The organism is Pedobacter heparinus, from assembly GCF_032678725.1.
Classification (GTDB): Bacteria; Bacteroidota; Bacteroidia; order Sphingobacteriales; family Sphingobacteriaceae; genus Pedobacter; species Pedobacter heparinus_A.
Genome location: NZ_JAVTSC010000021.1, coordinates 34248 through 56457 on the forward strand (window position 1 = coordinate 34248; position 22210 = coordinate 56457).

Sequence of the window (22210 nt, forward strand, 5' to 3'; positions counted from 1 at the left end):
TTGGTATGCTCCATATTTATTTGATTAAAGTGGTTTCAATTTCTTCGAGAGACTTTCCTTTGGTCTCTGGAACATTTCTCCGGATGAACAGGAAGTAGATTAAACAGATTCCTGCATGTACTGCAAATGTTCCTGGCAAGCCTAAATACGCTTTCATTAAAGGAAAAGATGCTGTGGTAAAGAAGTTGGCCAGCCATAAACCCAAAGTGGCCATGGACATTGCATTTCCACGAATTCTGTTCGGAAAAATTTCTGAAAGTACAACCCAGGTTACAGGGCCGAGGGTTGCAGCATAGATTGCAATAAAGGCCAATACAAATGACAGCACCCAAATTCCCGGAAGCTGTGCGTAAAAGGCATAACCTAGTGCAAGCGCATCTATGAAAAGTAAAATAGATCCCATCATTAATAGCTTTTTACGGCCGAACTTATCGATGGAAGCTATGGCGATGAAAGTGAACAAGAAATTAATGAACCCTAAAATTACAGACTGTAAGAATGCGTTGTCTTCTGGCATTCCTGCCTGTTTAAAAATCTCAGGGGTATAAGAAAATAAGGAGTTCTGGCCAACGGCCTGAGAAAATACCGCAATTAAGATTCCCAAAAACAAGATAAAGGCCACATCGCGTTTAAATAGGTCCTTTACATTTTCTTTTATTTCGTGCGAAAAGCTTCTGGTAATGATTGCTGTTTCTTCCTGTGCATACCCACTGCCACCAATCCTGGTTAAAATGGCTTTTGCTTCTGCAGTTTTTGATTTGCGGATTAACCATCGCGGACTTTCAGATACGATAAACAAGCCGAAGAAAAATAAAAGCGAGGGAACCGCTTGCGATGAAAACATCCAACGCCAATTGTTTTCGCCTGTATTTAGCAATAGATAATTTGAAAGGTAAGCCAGCAAAATTCCGGCAGTGATTGCAAGCTGGTAGAATGCGACAAGGCGTCCGCGTAACGGAGCAGGAGAAATCTCAGCAATATACATCGGACAAACCATAGCCGCAGCACCCACAGCTACTCCGCTGAGCATCCTGAATAAGATAAAAACAGAAAAGCTCTCCGCCCACCCGGTTCCCAAGCCTGTAATTCCAAACAGAAATGCACAGATTAACAAAGTCTGCTTCCGGCCAAGAAGGTCGCTGATTTTACCCGCAAGCAGCGCACCAACAGCAGATCCCAGGTTAATGCAGCCCACGGCCCAGCCAGTACCGACCTCAGTTAAATGAAAATATTCACTAAAGAAACGAACGGTTCCTGAAATAATGGATAGGTCAAAGCCAAATAATAGTCCCCCCATTGCAGCGATAACACTAACCAGGTAAACATAGCTTCGGTTATAGCTGGTTGCGCTCTGCGCGGAAATAACTTCAACATGAGGAATGATTGGTGCCATTGATGTAATTATTAAATTAATCTATATTGGGTAAGAATCTCCGTTTGATAAAAAGGTATACAATAACACGTTCAAACCTACTAATTACGCGTGCTTAACACTATCTTACCAAAATCTCAATTTTATGCTATATTTGATTGATTAACTCAAAGTTATGTCCAATACAGGGCTGATAAAATGAACATTGTTGCCAAAAAGATGCACAATATTACTATTTGTAGCCATGTTTTCCACGATATTGCTTAGGCGATAAACCCATTACTTTTGTAAAAAGCCTTGTAAAATAATAAGCATTGGAAATCCCCACGCTGAGCGCAACTTCTTTGATCCGTTGGTCTGTAAACTGGAGGAACTGGCAGGCCCGTTGAATTTTTAGCTGGGTGAAATACTCCATAGGAGAAACGCCGGTGTTCTTCTTAAAAATATAAGAAAAGTGAGATGCGGAAATGTTGACCAGATCTGCCAGAAAATTAATGGTGAGCGATTTCGCTATATTTTGTTGCATATATTGTATAGCGGCATTCACGTTGTCTAAAACCAGTTGATCGTTCGAATCGCTCTCAAGCTCTTCCGGGAAGAGAAACGAACTCAGGAAACCTATCAAACACATATTTATATAACGGAGATTGTCAAGACCATATCCTCTTTCAATATGTTGATACATTTTCTCGAAAATCCGGATCCTTTTTGGACTATGAAGTATACTTCCTTTGTAACTTCCATGTTTGGATACATGTGCGTCTATAAAGGCATCTGCTGCCTTTCCCTTAAAATGGATCCAGTATATTGTCCAGGGTTCGGTATCGTCGGCCGCATACCTGTGATTGCTGCCTTCGGGTACTAAAAAAAAATCTCCCGGGCTGATGTGAAGCTTATCGCCATTAATTTCAACCCATCCTTTACCTGTAAAACTATATATTAATTTATGATGATCAGCAGCCGGAATTTCGAAGTAATGAAATTTAGCCTGGGGGTAAAAACCAATTCCTGTGATGTAGGCATGTTGAATGAGCTGGAGCTTTGCACTAAGTGCCGCTACTTTGGGCGGAAACCATATGGCTCGCTGTCCTTCAAATCCATGGTCTTTTAACTTTAACATATCATATAATAAGTATATATCAGGATATCCCCGGCTGAAACAAAGTAAAGTAATCTGGAGAATATACGGAAAAGGCTTATAAAAAAAAGAACGACAAGTAATTCTGTACAACACACCCTATATCAAAGAGAAATTTCTTTCAAATAGGTGACGAAGCTCCGCTTGGCTCAGGTTGAAGCTGTATACTTATTTAACTCTTCTTTCGATTTTTTCCTTATTTCAAATGTTGAGGATCCCAATTACCTTCCAGAACAGCTTTAATAATGGTCATGCATGATTTGCCGGTGATATCACGGAGGGCTGCATCGAGCCAGCATTTTGTCCAAAAGAAAAAGCACAGCAACACATCAGCAGGTTGAACAAGCACAATCTCACTATCATCTTCGGGTGAAGACCAACAGGTTAGAAACTTTCAAATGGCTATAAGCCTGCCAGAAAAAGATAATTCTATTATCCTGAATATGAACAACTAGTTTTTACGCTTTAAATTTCCAGTGAAGCCTATTTATCAAAGTCTGGACGGGTTCCTTTACTTTGCTGTATTTTTTTTAATAAAAGTTGCATTTCCAGTTCCTTTTGTGGATATTCTTGTGCTTTATTAATCTCTTCACTAACATCTTTCTGAAGATTATACAATTGAGGGTAAGGTGTTAAACCAGTTTCGATTTTTTTATCTTTCAGCCAAGCAGGAACAGATTGGATCTGAGGGGCGATATATTTCCAGTTTCCAGAACGCAAACCAAGCGTAAAGGATTCTTCTAGCATTAATTTACGCCCATTCTGAGAACTACCAATCCATGCTGGTAATAGATCAAAACTATCGGGTGCATCGCCAGAGTTTAACTTTTGCCCCGTTAAAGTAGCCAAAGAAGAAAACAAATCAACCTGGTTTACCAATGCCTTGCTGATGCCAGGCTTAACTTTTGAAGGCCAGTATACAATAGTCGATACACGTGTTCCCGCTTCATATGCACTGTATTTGCCTCCCCTGAACGGACCCGCTGGCTTATGATCTCCAATAAGTTCTTCTGCTTTGTCTTCATATCCGTCATCAAGAACAGGACCATTATCACTAGTAAAAATGATCATGGTATTTTCTGTTAAGTCAAATTTCTTAAGTACTTTCAACACTTCTCCCGTTGACCAATCCATTTGGCTGATGGCATCACCTCTGGACCCCATTGTGCTTTTCCCTTTAAATCGTGGATTTGGATCTCTTGGAACGTGAATATCGGTATAAGAAAAGTAAAGAAAAAAAGGGTTCTTTCTGTTATCGGCAATAAAATTATTCACCTTTTCCAATAATACAATAGGAATGTCCTGATCTTTCCAAAGTGCCGACGTACCCCCCATCATAAATCCTATCCTGCTTATTCCATCAGTTATGGTATTACTATGCTGGGTATCTGCTCTAAATTTTAATAACTCTGGATGTTCAAGTCCAGTAGGCCAATTCCCAATATTCTTGTTATAATTTACACGGATTGGATCTTTAGGATCGAGATTTACAACACTATGGTTTTCAACAAATACTGTGGGTACACGATCCAATGTTGCTGGTACCAGAAATGAGTAGTTAAACCCTATTTCAAGTGGCCCGGGTTTAATATCTCCATTCCATTGCAGGTTTCCATTACCCAATCCCAAATGCCACTTACCAATAACTGCGGTAGTATATCCCGCCTTTTGTAGCATAGCAGGTAATGTAGGCGTGCCTGGCGAGATCAGCAACGGTGCGTCTCCGGGAAGTATTTCGGCCTTGTTTCGAAAAGCATAGCTTCCTGTAAGTAAGGAAAACCGTGAGGGAGTACATGTTGCGGCTGTGCAATGTGCATCGGTAAACCTAAGCCCATTTCTCGCCATAAAATCAACATTTGGTGTTTCAACGCCCCTAGCCCCATAACAGCCTACGTCACCATAACCAAGATCATCCACGTAGATTATAATGATATTTGGTCTGGAGATTCTTGAATTTTGCGCCAGTACGGCCGTTGCTAATCCAATGCAAAATATAGCTATAAGAATTTTGTTCATTTTTATTTCCCAACAATTACAAACAATCCAGAGCGTGATTTCAACTTTTTGGACACAGATTTAGAAAAACGACCGAGATCCTTTTTCTCATAAACATCAAATATTCTAACTTTTGAAGAAAACCCAATGCTTGCAAGATCAAGTTCAATATCATTAACTGAATCACTTCTATTTAAAAATAAAACGGCAACGTTTCCATTTTTAAGTTTTTTTGCCCAGATCTCTGTATCACCATTGTCTTTGATTAATGTTCCTTGTTCAGTTGGATCCTGATTGATTTGAATGGCAAATTTGTTAAGAATAATGTCTTTTTCATTCATAGTCATTTGCCTAGGATCATTTCCTAAAAACAATGGCGAAGACATGATGCACCATAGTGCAAAATGCGATTTCTGTTCTTCTAAAGTTAACCCCTGCTCACCGGTAACAAGCATATCAGGATCATTCCAATACCCAGGGCCGGCATATTTAGCAGATTGATTGTTCTGTTCGGCGATGGCCATTACGCTTAAAAAGTTCTTTACTTTTTCAACATAATCGAAACTGGCGCCACCGGTTATTTTTGCTGCAATATCGTATGTAGTTCGTGACATCTGACTAATTTTTGGATTCCAATCTCTGAATTCATAAGCGCTGATATTCAGAATAATATCTCTATTGCTCCTTTTGATGATATCACCCCACTTTAAGTAAATGTCCTTTAACAATTCCTCATTCCATCCCCCGGAAAATTTACATTTATCCAACTTGATGAAATCAATTCCCCAATCTACAAATTGCTTTATTTGCACTTCTTCATTGCCGTACCCTCCAACCGGATCTCCACCGCAGTCTTGAGTGCCGGGTACAGTATGTAATCCTAATTTTAGCCCTTTAGAATGTGCATAATCAGCCAATACCTTTATTCCGTTTGGAAACTTAACAGGATGTGGCAACAATTTTCCATTAGGTCCTAGCTTTTTGTCTCGCCAGCCACCATCTATTATTACGTATGTATATCCGGCATTCTTCAAACCCTCAGTAGTCATGGCGTCGATAACCTCTCTTACTACCTTGTCGTTGATATCTCTCTTTCCAAACCAATTCCAGCTGTTCCACCCCATTGGAGGTGTAAGGCCCAAGTCTTTAATATCCTTATTTGCACTTTGAGCACATGACTTTTCTAATGGAATCGCCACTATTAATATGCCAAACAATGACGTCAGCAGTGCCCTTTTATATTGTTTTAATCGATTTTTCATTTTGATATGTTTTGATAGTTAATAGTGCTTGTATTTTATGGAGCTTGTTTTGAAACTGGCATCTCAAAGTCCGTATTATTGATCCATCCAGTCTTTATTTTTTCACCTTTCATATATCTTTCATAAAAATTTCTAACCCCTGGTTGCGCATAAGGATAATGATCAAAAATATCCCCTAGGCCAAGTTCTCTTGGATCTTGCTGATTAGTAAGTTCTTGTTCCATTTGATCTTTCAAACTTTCTTTAACTTTCGTATAGACTGGATCACCTGCAAGATTATGCATGCTGAAAGGATCTTTTTCTATATCATACAATTCTTCTTCAGGCCTTTTTCCAAAAGAAAGTTGCCATGGACGGATATTTTGACCAGCTCTGTGAGCGTTTAAAATGACTGTTTTAGTAGGGCTTCCGTCGGTATCCATGTAACCTGTTTCGGGATTTCCGGATGGCCATCTATTGGCTTCGTAATTTTTAGTATAAATAAACCCGTCTTTTATTATTCCTCTTACGGGATACCCCTCATCATTAGGCCTGCCCACATCCTGTCTTTCCCGACCAAGTAAGACATGATCCCTTGCAGCGTTAATGAGCGTTCCTTTTTCAGAAGAAAGTATATTCATTATCGATTGTCCCTGAATCTGTTTCATATTACTGTCTTTTTCCTTAAGTCCGGCGGCATCTAAAAAAGTGGGTGCAAAATCAATAAAACTAACGTAATCTAATATAATCCGTCCGGGGTGTTTTATATGATTCTTCCACATGATAGCTAGTGGCAAATGATTGTCAAATTCGTATATGTGTCCTTTTACTCTTGGAAATGGCATGCCATTATCTGAGGTTACCACAACGATTGTGTTTTCCAGTTGGCCGCTCTTTTCAAGTAGCTGCAACATTTTTTCAAGATGGTAATCAAAATATTCAAGTTCATAGGCGTAGTCAAGCATATCATTTCTGACCTGTTCATTGTCTATCCAAAAGGGAGGAACAATATCTATATCAGATAGCTTTTTTTTTCCTTTCGCTACGCCCGAACCAAATTCATAATTACGATGGGGTTCCCAGCCTCCATACCAAAAGCAAAATGGTTTATCTTTAGATTTACTTTTTAAAAACTCTTCCAGATTAGCGGTATAGTCGGTTGAAGAAATGCCCATTGTTGGAGCCTCTGTTTTATTGGCATTGAATTCCTTTCCGGTGAGCATACGAGATTTTCCGTTGACCTGCCCCGGCTGTCCTGGAGACCATCCTTTTCCGGTAAAGCCAACTTCATAGCCATTCTCAGCTAAAGATTCCATAAACGTCACGAACTTCGCAGGGAAGTATGCATTATGATTTCCTGCTGCCTCCAATTGCCAGGGATTTCTTCCGGTAAGTACACAGGCTCTTGAGGGTGCACATTTTGCATTGGGAGTATAAGCCCTGGTAAATAATAACCCTTCTCTTGCAACACGATCAAATCCAGGTGTATTGACCCACTTCGTAGTTCCATATGCACTCATGTGCTGAAATGAAGCATCATCAGCAATGCAAAATAATATATTTGGTCGTTTTTCGACAATATTTTCTACACCTACCTGTCCTTTTGCCTTAGAAAACATCAATATCAGCAACAGGATCAACGTGAAATAGTTTTTATATCTTGTTTGATTCATAATAATAGGACTAGAATTCAGCAATTAACTTCCTGTTCTCCAACCAAGCTAGCATATTCAATACCAGATAATTCCAATTTTGAAATCCACGGTTTAAAATAGGTTCACCATTTTCAGGTTGATAATATTCGTGTAATGCACCAAAACGTTCAAAATCCCTTCCAAATAAAATTACCGTTTTTGTAGCAAGCTCTTTTGCCTCTTTGTTGTACCCATATTTAACCAAGCCTTTCCAGGTTAAGTAGTTAGATATTCCCCAAATTGGCCCCAACCATGAGGATGGATTTCCGCTTGCTTTCAGGTTATACATTTTTTCCAGTTTGGAGAGTGTTCTCACACCATAAGGAGCATTAAATGTTCTTGTATCCTTGTAATTTTCTTCTACCATTCTTTTAGCCTGTTCAGGTGTTGCAATTTCAGCCCACATACCCAAAAATCCCGACCATATTCCAATTCGCTGAATAAGTCCATCCCAATCTCTGGGAGCTCCGCTATGACTTGTCCATCCCAATTCGTTCTTCCTGGGCAATAAATTAAGATCTACACTATAAAAAAAACCATCTTTCTCATCCCAGCAATGTTCCTGAATTGCTTTTTTCAGATTTTCGGCATCTTTGGCATATTGGGGTGCTATCTCATTTAAATTTAACTCATTGCATAAATAAACCATTGCTTTAAGTTCTTTATACATAAAGCAGTTTAAAAGAATGGAGGCAGAGCTTCGAGGAGGACGGTCCCATGTAGAAGGATCATTGTCTACTCCTATTCCCCCATCCTTTTGCCAGAAGTAAAGCCCTGTCGCGCGATCCCTGCTATGATTGGTATAGTTGTTCACAAAAGTTTGAAGATGGTAAAATTTATCTCTCAACCATTCTGCCTTACCTTCCTGTTTTACAAGAAAAGCCGCATGTTGGGCGAGACAGGGTTTATGCATATTCTGCGCATAAATCTCTTCAGGCTTCATCTTTACCTTATCTGATTTTCTATTAATATTAATCGGAATCCAACCATCAGGCCCACTAAATGCCAGGAAATTCAGAACGCAGCCCTGTTCATATTTAAGCGCGGCTTTCCGGTCCTCTTCCGTACCTGATTCCAATAGGATCTGCCTTAATGCAATATTGCTGAACCAGGAATCCCAATCCCATAATACGTCGGCATATTGACTGCTGCCCGGCGTTAAAAAAGGGAATTTTAAGGCTCCCCCTTCTTCTCTGTACATTCCTTTATATCCTTTGTAAATTGATTTCTTTATGACGGCACTATATTTCTTCCAGTCCTTATTAGTTTGTGAATATGCTAGGTAGGCATGGAATATGATACCGTTTAAAATAACAATCACTATTGTTTTCTTCATTTGGGATATTTTAATTTTAAATCTCTATTTGTTAGTTAAGCTTGGTTATTTTAAAGCGATCGGTTTAAGGATAAATGAATAGGTATAGATTTTACCAGGCAATTGAAATTCTGGATGCACCCTTGGCTGCCAACTGCTATCGCCACCCAAGCCCATTTGTGCCAGGTCCAGGTTCAGAACTACCGTTTCACCATGCTCCAGCTGTTTTAATTCTCTTGACCTTAATAAAGCCTCATCTGTAAAATCATGGACACTCACATTCAACAAAGGCAGCCCTATGACCCTAAAACCTACATTACTATTGTCAATCTGCATCCAGCGCAAATCTGTTTTATTTCCACTTTCCTGAGCCATTGCATAAGGATAGTATTGATCTGCTACTTTTCCGACATAAACGCCCACCTTTGCTCCTTCTTTTCTATCCTGATAGGTTTCATGCGGACCTGGTCCAAACCATTTAAAATTCACAAAATCAGCCGGCAACTGCATTTGCAATCCTATTTTTGCCAGAGACGGTAATTCTGACTGGGGTGTAAACGTATTTTCAATGGTAATTTCACCATTTCCATTAATCATATAAATGCCTTGATAATCGATTTTGGCATTTTTACCTTGCATATGGTTTCTCAACTTAACAACGATCAAATTATGGTTACGCTGTTCTACAGAGATATCAGCCAAGTTAATTTCCATTTTATCTAATCCCGCCTTTTCCCAGTTATAGGCAAAGGCTTTAATCTTGCCTCCCAGGTCATTATCTGTAGGTACACGCCAAAAGTTTGGCTTTGGTCCCTTAATTATTAAATCAATCCCCCGATAACGATAAGCATTCAACATCGCCATTTTTTTGCTAAATGTTATTTCGAAATCAATTCCCTTAACCAAAATTGAATCTGCATTTTGAGTAAAGCTCAAAGAAGGTCCCAAATCCGCTTTAGCTATTTTATTGTTTTGGATTTTTGCTGGCAGTTTGAATTGTTCCCAGGCTACTTCATGGCCTTTTTCTGCCCATGGTTCGTTACTTTTTAGTCTGTAGCTTATATTCAGTAAATGTTCCTTTTCAGATGTTACATTGCACAATTTATATGGGATGGTAACTTCACAACTTTGCTTTGCCTTGAGATCTAATTTATCCAGCCTGCCTTTTTGTAAGACTGCCCCTTCCTCTAAAAGCTCCCACTCCAGGTTTACAAAACTTAAATCACGAAAATTATAGGCATTCTGTATTTTAATTATGCCTTCATTTAAATCTGTTGCCCAGGATTTGATGTATTGCTGCACTTTTTTTACTTCATGTAACTCAGGCTGTATTTCTCTATCTGCGGTAACCAGACCGTCAGCAGCATTAGCACCGTCAATACCATTTAGGTAATCCCACACGATGTTACCATTGGAACTTTTCATCCGCAAAGTCTGATCTACCCAATCCCAAATAAAGCCTCCCTGCAAGCGCGGATATTTTTCGAAGACATCCCAATATTTTTTAAAATTTCCGACACTGTTTCCCATAGCATGAGCATATTCACAAATTATTACAGGCCTGGAAGGATCTTCATCCATGAATTGAAGTACATCATCTATGGTTGGGTACATCATGGTAATGATATCGTATTTTGAAATCACCTTTTTACTGGTACGGCCTTCATAATGAACAGGCCTGGTATCAAGGGAGCGAATCATAGCAGCCATGGCATCAAAATTTTGACCGGGCCCTGCTTCATTCCCCAATGACCAAAACACAATTGAAGGATGGTTTTTATCCCGTTCTAACATATCTCTGCCCCTTGCTAAAAATGCTTTAAGCCAGATGGGATTATCAGCTAATATTATTTTTTTTGTCCAAAGTTCATGGCTTTCGACATTTGCTTCATCCATTAAATAAAGCCCGTATTCATCACAGAGTTCGTACCATTCTGGTTGATTAGGATAATGTGAAGTCCGGACGGCATTGATATTATATTGTTTCATTAAGATGATATCCTTAACCATTGATTCCCGCGTAACTGTACGGCCATGATCAGGATCAAATTCTTGTCTGTTCACTCCCTTTATGTAAACAGATTTGCCATTTACCAAAAGTTGTCCGTTGCTGATCTCTATCTCCCTGAAGCCTACCTTTGCGCTCAAAACTTCCAGAAGCTCTTTCTTAGGGCCTCTCAGTTGCAATGTGAGCGTATACAAATAAGGAACTTCTGCATTCCATTGGGTTGGTTTTTCGACTTTTTGATCAAAACTCAACGTAATTTCATCCTTAGCATTTATGCTTTTGGGCCCATCAACTGTTTTAGTGAAGACAATTTCTCCCTGATTATTTAACAAAATAGCAGTTACCTTATACTGCTTCATTTTTTTTGGAGCATAATTTTTCAGCTTCGCAGAAAAAGAAAAAGTTGCATCCTGATACTGACGATCAAAATCTGTTGTTATTTTATAATCGCGAAGGTGTACAGTTGGTGTTGCAAATAAAAATACATCACGAAAAATTCCACTTAAACGCCAATAGTCCTGATCTTCCAGATAACTACCGTCTGACCAGTTCAATACTTCAGCAGCTAAGGTATTTTCTCCTGGTTCTAAATAAGGAGTAATATTAAATTCTGCAGGTGTAAAGCCATCTTCACTGTATCCTACCTTTTTACCGTTAACCCATAAATAAAAGGCAGACTGAACTCCTGCAAAATGTAAAAAAACCTGTTTACCTTGCCAATTATCTGGTATTGTAAACTTCATTTGATATAATCCTGTTGGATTATAATCATGGGGGACATTTGGCGGATCTGCTTTAAAGGGATGTTTGATATTAGTAAAAACAGGAGGATCATAAGTTCTGCCATGATTGCGACCATAAACCTGCCAATTTGAGGGGACCGGCAAATCGTCCCAGCTTTTGGTATTATAATTTTTTGCATTAAAGCCTTCGGGCGTCTCATATGGATTTTTCAAATATTTGAACTTCCAGGTACCATTTAATAACTTATAATAAGCAGACTGATTCTTATCAAAAGAAAGTGCAGTCTTAATGTCCTGATAGGGAGTTAGCGTAGTATGTACCGGCTCAGTATTAACATCAAATACACCAGGATTCTCCCAGTCATTCTGCTGTGCCCAAATTATATCCGGATTGCTGAATAGTACAAAAAAAACTAAAAAAAACTTAGTTAAATTCATATATTCCATTGTCAGTTATTTCCATTACAATTTCATTTGTACTACTGAGTTTAAGAAAACTACATGGCGCCGATTATGGCACCACCGCTTTAGGATTAACCTATTTTTTAATTAGATAATCGGGGAAAGGAGCAGTTGATGACGCTGATCCACTTCTTAAATTCATTTGTTTACCAATATTAGGTCTTAGTTGAATAGTAAGGCCACCAGTTTCATCTAAAATCGAAAATAGCTCTTTACCCATATTCTGGATGATTTCCTGGTGATCTTTGCTTGCGATAAGATTTACTGACTCTCTTGTGTCCTGCTGAAGATCGTAGAGTTCTTCGATATCCCAAAGTCCGTAGTAGTAAATATATTTGTATCGGTCGCCTCGCAGGGCAAACATAGTTGGCGTATGTGGCAAATTTCTCTCCCAGTAGTATTCATATAAAATATTTTTACGCCAACCTATCTTTTCGCCCTTCAGCAAGGGAAGAAAACTTTTACCGTCCATATACGAGGGTGCTTTCAGCCCGGCTGTTTCTAGTAAGGTGGATGCGACATCGATATTGGCCACAACCTCTTTTACCAGTGTTCCTGGCTTGATTAAATCAGGACAATGCGCCAGCATAGGCACGCGCATAGATTCTTCGTAGGCTGTTCTTTTATCAATCAGTCCATGTTCACCAAATGAAAAGCCGTTATCCCCCATATAAATAATTAGCGTAGATTCCAATAATCCATTTTCCTTAAGATATTCCATCACTCTGCCAACGGACTCATCAACAGCCAGTAAGGTTTCGCCATATTGTTTATAATACTGAATTAAATTCAGATCAGTCTGATAAGGAAACTCAGAGCCATGAAACGAATTTCTTTGATTATATACCCACATCGGCGCATTTTTATGATTCTTCGAATCCAGGGTAAATGGAGGTTTAAATTCATAATCTGCGAATTTATCCTTATGTCTTTCTGCCGGCTCAAAACGGGAATGCACACCTTTATGAGAAAGGTACAACATAAAAGGTTGCTCTTCTTTTAAACTCTTCAGCCAGTTTAAGGCGTAATCGGTTAGTTCATCAGTGATATAACCTTTTTGCGGCACATGTTTCCCGTTAATATTTAAGCCTTTGGGGCTAGGATAATACGAACCCTGACCACTAAAGGAAAGCCAAAAATCAAACCCCCTTTGTGGTTCATCTGAATTTCCACCCATGTGCCATTTGCCAATCATTGCAGTTTTATAGCCTGCCTTTTGAAGGTACTGAGGATAAAAGATCAAATCAGAAGAAACACCCTTATTATTATTGTCAATTATTTTATGGTTGTGCGCGTATAAACCCGTCAAAATAGATCCACGAGAAGGTGAACATAGAGCAGTTGTTACCATTGCATTTGGCAAATAAGCCCCTTCTTTTGCCATTTTATCCAGATTAGGTGTTTGGATAAATGTTTGTGATTTAAGAAAACCTAATGCATCATAGCGATGATCGTCTGATAAAATAAAAACTATATTACGGTGCTTACCATTCTTTAATTTTTCCAATAATAAGGATTGCTCCTTCCATGAATTCTGAGCCTGCGAAAAGCCCTTCAAAAAAGATAAACATACTAGCACACCTATTACTAAATAATTAATTGCCTTGTATTTCATATTAATTCCTGTTATATTTCATTAGATTTTAAAAGGGTCCGGGATGATTATTGTGGGTAGCATTTCTATCAGAACCGGGCGTTGCACCCCGTTTTCCCTTATTAATTAATGGCTTGAGACTAATTCTGTCATACCAATCTTCCGTTAAGTCCTGAGGCTGCGAATCATCAGTTTCATTTTGCCAGGCCTTCAGAATTTTGGCTAGCTCGACCTGCTTTTTTTTGTATTTATTCCGACCAGATAAATTATTCATTTGTAAGGTATCTGCCATACAATTGTATAATTCATATTGTGGCTGAGGGGTTATAAATATTTTTTTTTGGAAAGTGCTGAGGCTGTTTTCAAGAAATGCCTTTTGCAATTCGGCACCGGAACCACCTTCCATTACATCTGCTGCACCCCGGTTATCCAGATCAGGTAGCCCGTTTTCTATATAAAGAAATTTTTCTGTTCTTACCATCCGTTCAAAAGCTCGGAAATCATGCCAGTTATGTTCAGCAAAAACATAATTCCGGAATTTCTTATCAGGATGTTGAAGTACTTTACTAAAACTCCTACCCTGAAAACAAGATGCTGCTTTCACTCCTGCTAGTTCCAATATTGTCGGTGCAATATCAATAACACTTAACAAACTGTTTGATACCGCTCCATTTTTACCTATTCCTTGCGGCCAATGGATAATGAATGGTGTTTTTATCCCTTCATCGTACATTCTTGTTTTATTTCCCGGGAAAGGGCGTCCATTATCTGCCATTATTATGATAATGGTATTCTGTAAAATACCCTGATCCTCCAACTCCTTTACAACTGTACCTATATAGAAATCAAATCTGCTAACTTCATTATAGTAAGAAGCCAAATCTTCTTTGGTCCTTTCCGAATTCACAAGAGCAGGAGGTACAACCTGTTCTGCTTTATATTTTATAGGCACAAACTGATTATCCCAGGGTCTGTGGGCATCATGTGCTGCAAACCACATGAAAAACGGCTTTTCCCTTGGGCGCTGCTGAAGGTATTGTACCCATTTTTCTGCTCCGCTTGCCCCCCCACCATCAGACGAGGATCCACCAGTCCGATCAAAAACACCTTCCATTGCGTCTCCCCGTTTAGGGAATGCTGATCCAAAATGCCATTTTCCAGCTTGTGCAGTATAATAGCCCACTTCCTTCAACGTTCTTGGAAATGCGATCTGACCCTTAGGAATATCCGAATGTAATTCGGCTGCCCCTGTGTTATGAGGGTATCTTCCCAGGATAATACTTGTACGGCTTGGACTGCATGAGCTTGTGGTGAGGAAAGCGTTGTTAAAGCGTATACCATTGCGAGCCAACTTATCGATATTAGGCGTTTTAATGACAGGATGCCCATAACACTCAAAATCATTATATGAAATATCATCACCAATAATGATAATAACATTAGGCTTCTGTTGAGCAGATAGAATGGATGGCCAAAATCCAAAAATTACAAAAAATAAAACAATTCTTTTATTTATCGGTCGCATTTTTATTGTAGTTTAGATGAGATGTTCTGATCATCTTAGTATCCTAAATTCTGAGGTATATTTTCCGGATTGATTTGAACTTCTTTTCTGGGTATAGGATATAACAGGTGAAAAGGTTTGATTGCATATCCTTTAGCTAATAAAATTTCCTCTGCCTTTTTGAATCGCTTCAAATCAAACCATCTGTGGTTTTCAAAAGCAAATTCTACTCTTCGTTCCTGAAGCAACTTTAGCTTAAATTCTTCATAACCAAGATTACGTGTAACTACAGGTAGCCCGGCCCTTTTCCTTACTTCATCCATAGTATCATAGGCTTCAGGCAGAGGTGCTTTATTGGTTTCATTTATAGCTTCTGCAAGCATGAGCAACACATCTGAATACCTCAGGATGGGTATATTATCTTCCGAATTATTCGCACTGGTAGGAACGCCCCGATATTTATATATTACAAATACATTTGCTGCTTCCTGTTTAGAATAATATTGAATTATAGAATAGGTCCTTCTCGAATCATTAGGTTCATAAGCCGCCCACATATTTGGTGTAGGCAGGTTTATTCCCTGTCCGGTATTACCTAAATATGCAGCCCCATAAATATCCTTTCCGGCAGTCCCATCATTCGTTAAGAAGAAATTGGGATAAGGATTCCCTTCATTAGGAACACTTGACGTATATTGAACTTCGAAGATGGATTCTGCTGTATTGTCTGTATCAAAGGCTGCAGCATAAGTATTCATCAATCTGTAAGTATACGGCGCCTTTCTTAACTCCCGTAATAAAGGAAGAGCTAGATCAGGGCTACCAGCAGTCAAATACACCTTACATAGAAGCGCTTTGGCGGCACCGTTGGTTGCCCGGCCGAGATTTGCGCTATTGTAAGCAAGGGGCAAACCTGTTATTGCCTCTTTTAAATCACTAATGATTGCCTGGTATACCTCGGCTTCAGGAACACGTTTTAAAGCAAAAGATTCGCTGGCAGATTTTATTTCTGACAATGAAACAGGTACTCCTCCGAAGAGTCTTACCAGATCAAAATAAAAAAGAGCACGAAGAAATTTAGCTTCTGCAATATACTGACCTTTAACGATTTGGTCGGAAAAGGAAATTTGCTCTATTTTTGCCAGTAATAAATTGGCTCTTGCAATTCCTGTATACAAACCACTCCAACGGCTTTGGATGTAAATATTCTGATCAGTAAGCTGGAAAAATTCCAGTTCACGCAAATCTCCCCTACCTGCATCGCCTATCCTGGATGGCTGAACCATAGTATTGTCAGTGATTAATTCAGTTAACAGCGCCATATCTTGTGCATAACTTCCCGTTTGAAGTGCATCGTATACGCCCATAACGGCTAAATTAGCATCATCTGGTGTTTTAAATGAGTTTTCTACGCTTGCTTCATCCAGAGGATATAGATTAATAAAATTATCTTTACATCCAGCTAAAATGAATATAAAAGCAAAAGCCAGTAATATTTTATTCAGATTTTTCATTTTTTTATTATTCTAATAGTCAACTTATTTTGTCTTGAATAATTCTGTTATTTAAATTAAAAAGCAACATTTAAACCGAATGTAAAAACTCTTGCCATTGGATAAATCCCTGCATCTATCCCTTGCTCTAAAGGATTTTTTCCACCGGAACCAGTTTCAGGATCGTATCCAGGATACTTATTTGAAACCGTAAATAAATTCTGCCCGCTTACATAAATGCGTGCATTTTGAAGTCTGACATTATTAATTAGTGTTTTAGGAAGGTTATAGGCAAGAGTCACATTTGTTAGCCGAAGAAAAGAGCCATCCATTATGTAAAAATCTGAAGCAACATCGCTTAAGGTAGTAAATCCGAAAACTGCTTTAGGAATGTTACCATTACCTGGATTTTCGGATGAGCGCCAGCGTTCTCTTGCTAGTCCAATTTGATTTACGTTTCCATTTAGATTAAGTGCGGCAGGGTCCTGATAATAAATATCATTTCCATAAGACCCGTTCATTATAATATTTAGTTCGAAGCCTTTAAATGAAAAGTTATTCGTAAATCCAAAGATGAAATCAGGATTAGGGTTACCGGCAAAATCAAGATCATTATTATCTACTTTGCCATCATTATTTACATCTTTAAACCTACGGTCGCCTGGCTGAGGACTGTTATCCTGAGGAACATGGTTCATTACCTCTTCCACAGAATTAAATATTCCATCTGTTACCCTTGTATAAAAAAGGCCCATCGGCCGCCCTACCGCCGTTCTTGAATAATTGCCTGCATCAATAAAATCTCCGGCAGATCCACCAAGAGAAATTACTTTATTCCTATTAAGAGATACATTAAAATTAGTATTCCATTTAAAATCACCAGTTAAATTTTTAGTATTTACAGCCATTTCGAGCCCCCTGTTTTCAACTTCACCTATGTTTTCAAGCGATGTACCAAAACCCGAAACCGCAGGTATGTTGACAGCTAATAACAATCCATCGGTATTTGACTTATAAGCATCAGCGGTAAATTCTATCCTGTTCTTTAAAATCCCAATATCTAGCCCAGCATTGAAAGAACGCATGGTTTCCCATGTTATAAAAGGTTTTGCTAATCTTCCTGAATTGTTGCCATTAACAATTGTTTGACTTGTGCCGAGAACATATGCATTCCTTACAATATTTGGGATAAAAGCATAATTCGGGATACTGTTGTTACCCGAAATACCATAGCTCAATCTCCATTTAAGATTTGAAATGTAAGAAGCACCTTTCATAAAAGCTTCTTCCGACATGCGCCATGCAAATGCTGCTGACGGGAACGTTCCGTATTTATTTTTTTCTCCAAATCTTGATGAACCGTCTCTCCTCAAAGTAGCTGTAATCAGATAGCGGTTATCAAATGCGTAGTTGATACGTCCATAATAAGACAATAATGATGATTGATTACGAAGCTCTGTCCCTGACTCTACCGTACCCGCACCCGAAATATACTGTACATTGTCATTTGGAAAATTGGTGCCATTGATCTGAATAAATCTATAATCATTTTTTTGAAGAGAAAATCCGGCGATAGCTGTAATCCTATTTTTTTCATTAATTGCTGTTTCGTAAGCAAGTAAATTCTCATTCAGCCATTCAAGCTCCTGGGAAGAAGAGGCGGATCCTGATGGAATGCTTGGCGGAGGTGAGCCTGCACGCCCTGTTTTGGAACTTAGAAAAGTATGCATCCGGTTAAAATTAGCATCAACACCAATAGAAGATCTGAATTTTAAATTGTCTAAAATCTGATATTCCAAAAACAGATTACTTAGCACCCGACCCTGATCTACATCATACTTATCTTCAATTATCTTGGCAACAGGGTTATCAATAGCGCCTATACTTCCCAATGTGGTCGCTGTACGCAGGGCAAGGGGATTCTCGTAATTTCCATCTGGCAAATATGGGCTAATTAGAGGAGGCATTCTTAAAGCCATCCCTAATACGCCTCCACTACTAAAATGTCCGTCACTTCTTACTCCGCCATTGATCGTATAGGAAGGAGTAAGTCTCAAACCAATATTCAATTTTTCATTAATTTTTGCATCTATATTGGCTCGAAATGCATATCGGTTAAGATCAGATTGAAGTATGATTCCTTCATTTTGAAAATAGCTGGCTGATAAGGCGTAACGGATATTTTCATTACCACCGGTAGCGCCCAGATTATAATTTTGAATAACACCTGTTCTTAAGACCTCGTTTTGCCAGTCTGTGGCTCTCCAAATCGATGGATCAAAATAGATTGGAGTTATGGCAAATCGACCGCGACTTGAGTTGGGTGCATTAGGATCACCACCATTTCTTATCCAGCCATTATTTCTTGATTCTATGTGCAGCTCTGCAAACTCTTCTGCATTTAATACATCCACCGTTTTTGACGCATTCTGCATACTTACATATGTATCAAACGTTAACTTTCCTTTACCGGACTTTCCGGATTTAGTGGTGATGATGATCACCCCATTGGCTCCTCTTGATCCATATATTGCAGTTGCTGAAGCATCTTTAAGTATATCAATGGATTCTATATCAGATGGATTAATCGTGTTTAATGGATTTCCTGTTCCAGTAACACCATCTAAACCGCGACTGCCACCTGTAACTGGAAATCCATCAATTACATATAAAGGGTCATTTCCTGCAGTGATGGAATTTGTACCCCTTATCCTGACCGTAGCGGTGGTTCCTGGAGATCCTGTGTTTTGAGTAACCCTCAAACCTGAAATCTGTCCCTTGAGTGCCTGATCAACACTAGATACTGGAAGATCTTTTATCTTGTCTTGTGAAACTGAGGAGACGGATCCAGTAATATCTGTTTTTTTTTGGGTGCCGTATCCTATTACAGCCACTTCACTCAACGCTCTTTGCTCGTCGGTTAGTTTAACATTTATTGCTGTACGTCTGTTTATTTGTATTGCCTGGGTGGTGAATCCAATATAGCTAAATACTAGCGTCCCCGTTTCCTGCGAAACATTAATAGCGTATATACCCTCTGCATTTGTGATGGTGCTAATAGAAGTTCCCCGAAGATTTACACTTACACCAGGAAGAGGTAAATTCTGGTCATCTGTTACTTTCCCTGTTATCTTAGATTGAATGTTTTTTGAATTTTCAGTAATATTCAGTCTCCTGGTTACCACTATTGTTTTTTTTGTAATAGAATATGTTAAAGATTGGCCTTCAAGACATTCGTCAAGCACAGTTGTTAATGGAGCATTTTTAAATTGGATCTTTGAAACTTTTGTTTGTATAATTTCTGTGTCGCAAAGTATATTGTATCCGGTTTGTTTCCGGATTTCCTGGAATAGTTTCTCAAGAGTTACATTTTCCTGCGACATAGTTATTCTTTGCGCATAACTTTTAGCGCTAACCTGAACAAGAGTGACAATAATTATTAAAAAAACAAGTTTCATAACAATCAGGGCTTTAAAGGATAAATACAATAATTTATTGTACGAGCCAATAGATGAAAATTTCATACATTTGAATTGTTGGAGTTTATATTTGATTGATTGAACAGATTAAATTATAGACAATCCAATGTTTACTTAAATATGTGATCCGGGAGCGTCGTAACCGCTCCTGGATCTTTTATTTTTAGCTGTTATGGAAAGGATATCTAATTATTGAATGTAAAGTTTATGGCATAACAATCACTCTCCTTCCTTCCAGTTTAAAGTGAATTGATCTGGTTAGCTCCAACATATTCAGCACCTCTGATACATTTTCAAAACGCGAAATATCACCCCATAAAGTTTTTTTTGTAAAATCTCCTCTATATTCTATATCTACATCATACCAACGTGATATTTTTCTCATAATACTATAGATATTTTCGTTTTCAAAATGAAAATAACCTTTTTTCCAGGCAACGGATGCTTCTACATTTCCGGCTGAAACATTTACTTTTCGTGATTTGTTATGAAATACTGCTTGTTCTCCAGGTTTCAGTAACGCTTGCGTTATACTACTGATAATCTTTACCGACCCTTCCAGAAGTGTAGTAACGGCACTTCCCTCTTCTTCATAGGCCATAACATTAAAATGAGTACCCAAAACCTGTATACTCATATTTTCTTTATGAATCTCATTTGAATTTTTACTATTTGAAACCAAGACAACAGTAAACGGCATGTTTCTGTTTTTTGTAACCTCGAAATAAGCTTCGCCCGATAGTTCAACTTTTCTTTCTTTACCATTAAAGACAGTAGGAAAGCGCAATGATGAAGATGCATTAAGCCAAACTTGTGTTCCGTCTGGTAGCACTACCTCATATTGTCCGCCACGAGGGATTGATATTGTGTTAAACTGTGGAGCTATATTCTTTTTAATCTGGGAATAATAAACTACTCTTCCGGCATCTTCTCTGTTTATTGTAGTATGCCCTTGTTTTGCCAAAATTCCATTTTTAGCGTCTTCCAAAATAATCTGTTCGCCACCATCCAATATTAATAAAGCTTTATTTCCACCCGGCACAACCTTATCTTTTAATTTCTCATTTTTGACAACCGAGGGCTGCTGGGAAATTTGGTTTGTTTTAAAATAAAAGTACAAAACTGATGTAGATATCACCAAGACGATGGACGCAGCGATTTGAAGCCATTTGATGTAAGATGGTTTTATAGGTACTACTGGTACCGACGCTATCTGAGCTGCTAATTTCGCCTGAATACGGTTATTGATTTCTTGCGGCATCTCATATTTTGCCTTAATAACTTTGTTAAATTCTTCCTGTATACTTGTTAACAATACACGATTTGATCTTTTATCCTGTAAGTAATCAAATAATTCCTCCATTTCTGAAGGGCTACATTCATCAGACAAGTACTTTTGCAACAGCATCATGTATCTCTTTTCTTTATTCATCACTGTAATATATATCCAAATTTGTTAATGAAGGGGGGGTGTAAGAATTTATTTATTTTTCATAAACCTGTGAATAGATCATAATGATTATCTTAAGCAAGATAAATCACTATAATGAGATTAATTTAATTATCAAGATTGGCAGTAAAATATCGGCATTATAATAGAAGTATTTTTTGATAAACTTCAGAGATAAGGTCATATGCTCTTTTACCGTATGCCTCGAAATTCCCAATAAAGTAGCAGCTTCCTCATAAGTCTTTCCTTCAATTCTGCACAATTTAAATACTTTCTGGCGCTGGGGAGGTAATTGATTAATTGCTATATTTAACAAATGCTCATATTCACGCCATTGCAATTCCTCTCCCCCACTATCCTGTCCTTCAAGTTCGTCAATTTTTATGAGTAGCTGATTTCTCAGATCAACATCAACTGATATTTTTTTCATGAATTTAAAAACCTGATTACGACTGATGCGGTAAAGATATCCTACAATGGACAATTCCGGCTTTATTTGCGCTCTCACTTCCCATAACTTTAAAAAGACATCGTGTATAATATCTTCAGCCAGTTCTGGAATTTTAACATATCGAAGTATATAACAATATAGCTGGCTATGGTATCGTTCATAAATTGTGAGATAGGCATCTGAATCCCCATTCTTAAAGCCTTCAAGTACTTCAACCTCAATATCAGCCTTAACTTTCATTTTTTTGGTATTCCAATTTGGTATACAAGAT

13 protein-coding genes are annotated in these 22210 nt (G+C 38.3%); all 13 read right to left on the reverse strand.

Annotated elements, in window-relative coordinates; translation table 11 throughout:
- Positions 1-16: 16 nt before the first annotated feature.
- Positions 17-1393 (reverse strand): sugar porter family MFS transporter, encoded by a 1377-nt coding sequence (locus R2Q85_RS23180; RefSeq protein ID WP_316814186.1) that lies wholly within the window; start codon positions 1391-1393, stop codon positions 17-19.
- 211 nt (positions 1394-1604) lie between these two features.
- A complete protein-coding gene (locus R2Q85_RS23185) occupies positions 1605-2492 on the reverse strand; it encodes an AraC family transcriptional regulator (RefSeq protein WP_316814187.1) in 888 nt (295 codons plus the stop codon).
- 501 nt (positions 2493-2993) lie between these two features.
- A complete protein-coding gene (locus R2Q85_RS23190) occupies positions 2994-4526 on the reverse strand; it encodes an arylsulfatase (RefSeq protein WP_316814188.1) in 1533 nt (510 codons plus the stop codon).
- A gap of 2 nt (positions 4527-4528) precedes the next feature.
- A complete protein-coding gene (locus R2Q85_RS23195; protein WP_316814189.1) occupies positions 4529-5767 on the reverse strand; it encodes a glycoside hydrolase family 27 protein in 1239 nt (412 codons plus the stop codon).
- 35 nt (positions 5768-5802) lie between these two features.
- Positions 5803-7419, reverse strand: coding sequence for a sulfatase (locus tag R2Q85_RS23200; RefSeq protein WP_316814190.1), 1617 nt, complete (start codon positions 7417-7419; stop codon positions 5803-5805).
- Positions 7420-7429: 10 nt separating this feature from the next.
- Complete coding sequence (locus tag R2Q85_RS23205) at positions 7430-8776, reverse strand: MGH1-like glycoside hydrolase domain-containing protein (RefSeq protein WP_316814191.1); 1347 nt, start codon at positions 8774-8776, stop codon at positions 7430-7432.
- A gap of 45 nt (positions 8777-8821) precedes the next feature.
- Entirely contained in the window at positions 8822-11944 is a 3123-nt protein-coding gene (locus tag R2Q85_RS23210) for a glycoside hydrolase family 2 TIM barrel-domain containing protein (RefSeq protein ID WP_316814192.1), read from the reverse strand.
- A 100-nt stretch (positions 11945-12044) separates the two neighbouring features.
- Entirely contained in the window at positions 12045-13583 is a 1539-nt protein-coding gene (locus R2Q85_RS23215) for a sulfatase (RefSeq protein WP_316814193.1), read from the reverse strand.
- A gap of 28 nt (positions 13584-13611) precedes the next feature.
- On the reverse strand, positions 13612-15087 hold the full coding sequence (locus R2Q85_RS23220; RefSeq protein WP_316814194.1) for a sulfatase: 1476 nt from the start codon (positions 15085-15087) through the stop codon (positions 13612-13614).
- A 35-nt stretch (positions 15088-15122) separates the two neighbouring features.
- A complete protein-coding gene (locus R2Q85_RS23225) occupies positions 15123-16580 on the reverse strand; it encodes a RagB/SusD family nutrient uptake outer membrane protein (protein ID WP_316814195.1) in 1458 nt (485 codons plus the stop codon).
- A gap of 56 nt (positions 16581-16636) precedes the next feature.
- Complete coding sequence (locus R2Q85_RS23230) at positions 16637-20083, reverse strand: TonB-dependent receptor (RefSeq protein WP_316814196.1); 3447 nt, start codon at positions 20081-20083, stop codon at positions 16637-16639.
- A gap of 160 nt (positions 20084-20243) precedes the next feature.
- Complete coding sequence (locus R2Q85_RS23235; RefSeq protein ID WP_316814197.1) at positions 20244-21470, reverse strand: FecR family protein; 1227 nt, start codon at positions 21468-21470, stop codon at positions 20244-20246.
- Positions 21471-21579: 109 nt separating this feature from the next.
- Positions 21580-22179, reverse strand: coding sequence for an RNA polymerase sigma-70 factor (locus tag R2Q85_RS23240; RefSeq protein ID WP_316814198.1), 600 nt, complete (start codon positions 22177-22179; stop codon positions 21580-21582).
- Positions 22180-22210 lie beyond the last annotated feature (31 nt).

Excerpts from the sequence above, each read along its gene's own strand:
- R2Q85_RS23180 (WP_316814186.1), bottom strand. The coding sequence starts at position 1,393 with ATGGCACCAATCATTCCTCATGTTGAAGTTATTTCCGCGCAGAGCGCA.
- R2Q85_RS23185 (WP_316814187.1), bottom strand. The coding sequence starts at position 2,492 with ATGTTAAAGTTAAAAGACCATGGATTTGAAGGACAGCGAGCCATATGG.
- R2Q85_RS23190 (WP_316814188.1), bottom strand. The coding sequence starts at position 4,526 with ATGAACAAAATTCTTATAGCTATATTTTGCATTGGATTAGCAACGGCC.
- R2Q85_RS23195 (WP_316814189.1), bottom strand. The coding sequence starts at position 5,767 with ATGAAAAATCGATTAAAACAATATAAAAGGGCACTGCTGACGTCATTG.
- R2Q85_RS23200 (WP_316814190.1), bottom strand. The coding sequence starts at position 7,419 with ATGAATCAAACAAGATATAAAAACTATTTCACGTTGATCCTGTTGCTG.
- R2Q85_RS23205 (WP_316814191.1), bottom strand. The coding sequence starts at position 8,776 with ATGAAGAAAACAATAGTGATTGTTATTTTAAACGGTATCATATTCCAT.
- R2Q85_RS23210 (WP_316814192.1), bottom strand. The coding sequence starts at position 11,944 with ATGAATTTAACTAAGTTTTTTTTAGTTTTTTTTGTACTATTCAGCAAT.
- R2Q85_RS23215 (WP_316814193.1), bottom strand. The coding sequence starts at position 13,583 with ATGAAATACAAGGCAATTAATTATTTAGTAATAGGTGTGCTAGTATGT.
- R2Q85_RS23220 (WP_316814194.1), bottom strand. The coding sequence starts at position 15,087 with ATGCGACCGATAAATAAAAGAATTGTTTTATTTTTTGTAATTTTTGGA.
- R2Q85_RS23225 (WP_316814195.1), bottom strand. The coding sequence starts at position 16,580 with ATGAAAAATCTGAATAAAATATTACTGGCTTTTGCTTTTATATTCATT.
- R2Q85_RS23230 (WP_316814196.1), bottom strand. The coding sequence starts at position 20,083 with ATGAAATTTTCATCTATTGGCTCGTACAATAAATTATTGTATTTATCC.
- R2Q85_RS23235 (WP_316814197.1), bottom strand. The coding sequence starts at position 21,470 with ATGAATAAAGAAAAGAGATACATGATGCTGTTGCAAAAGTACTTGTCT.
- R2Q85_RS23240 (WP_316814198.1), bottom strand. The coding sequence starts at position 22,179 with ATGAAAGTTAAGGCTGATATTGAGGTTGAAGTACTTGAAGGCTTTAAG.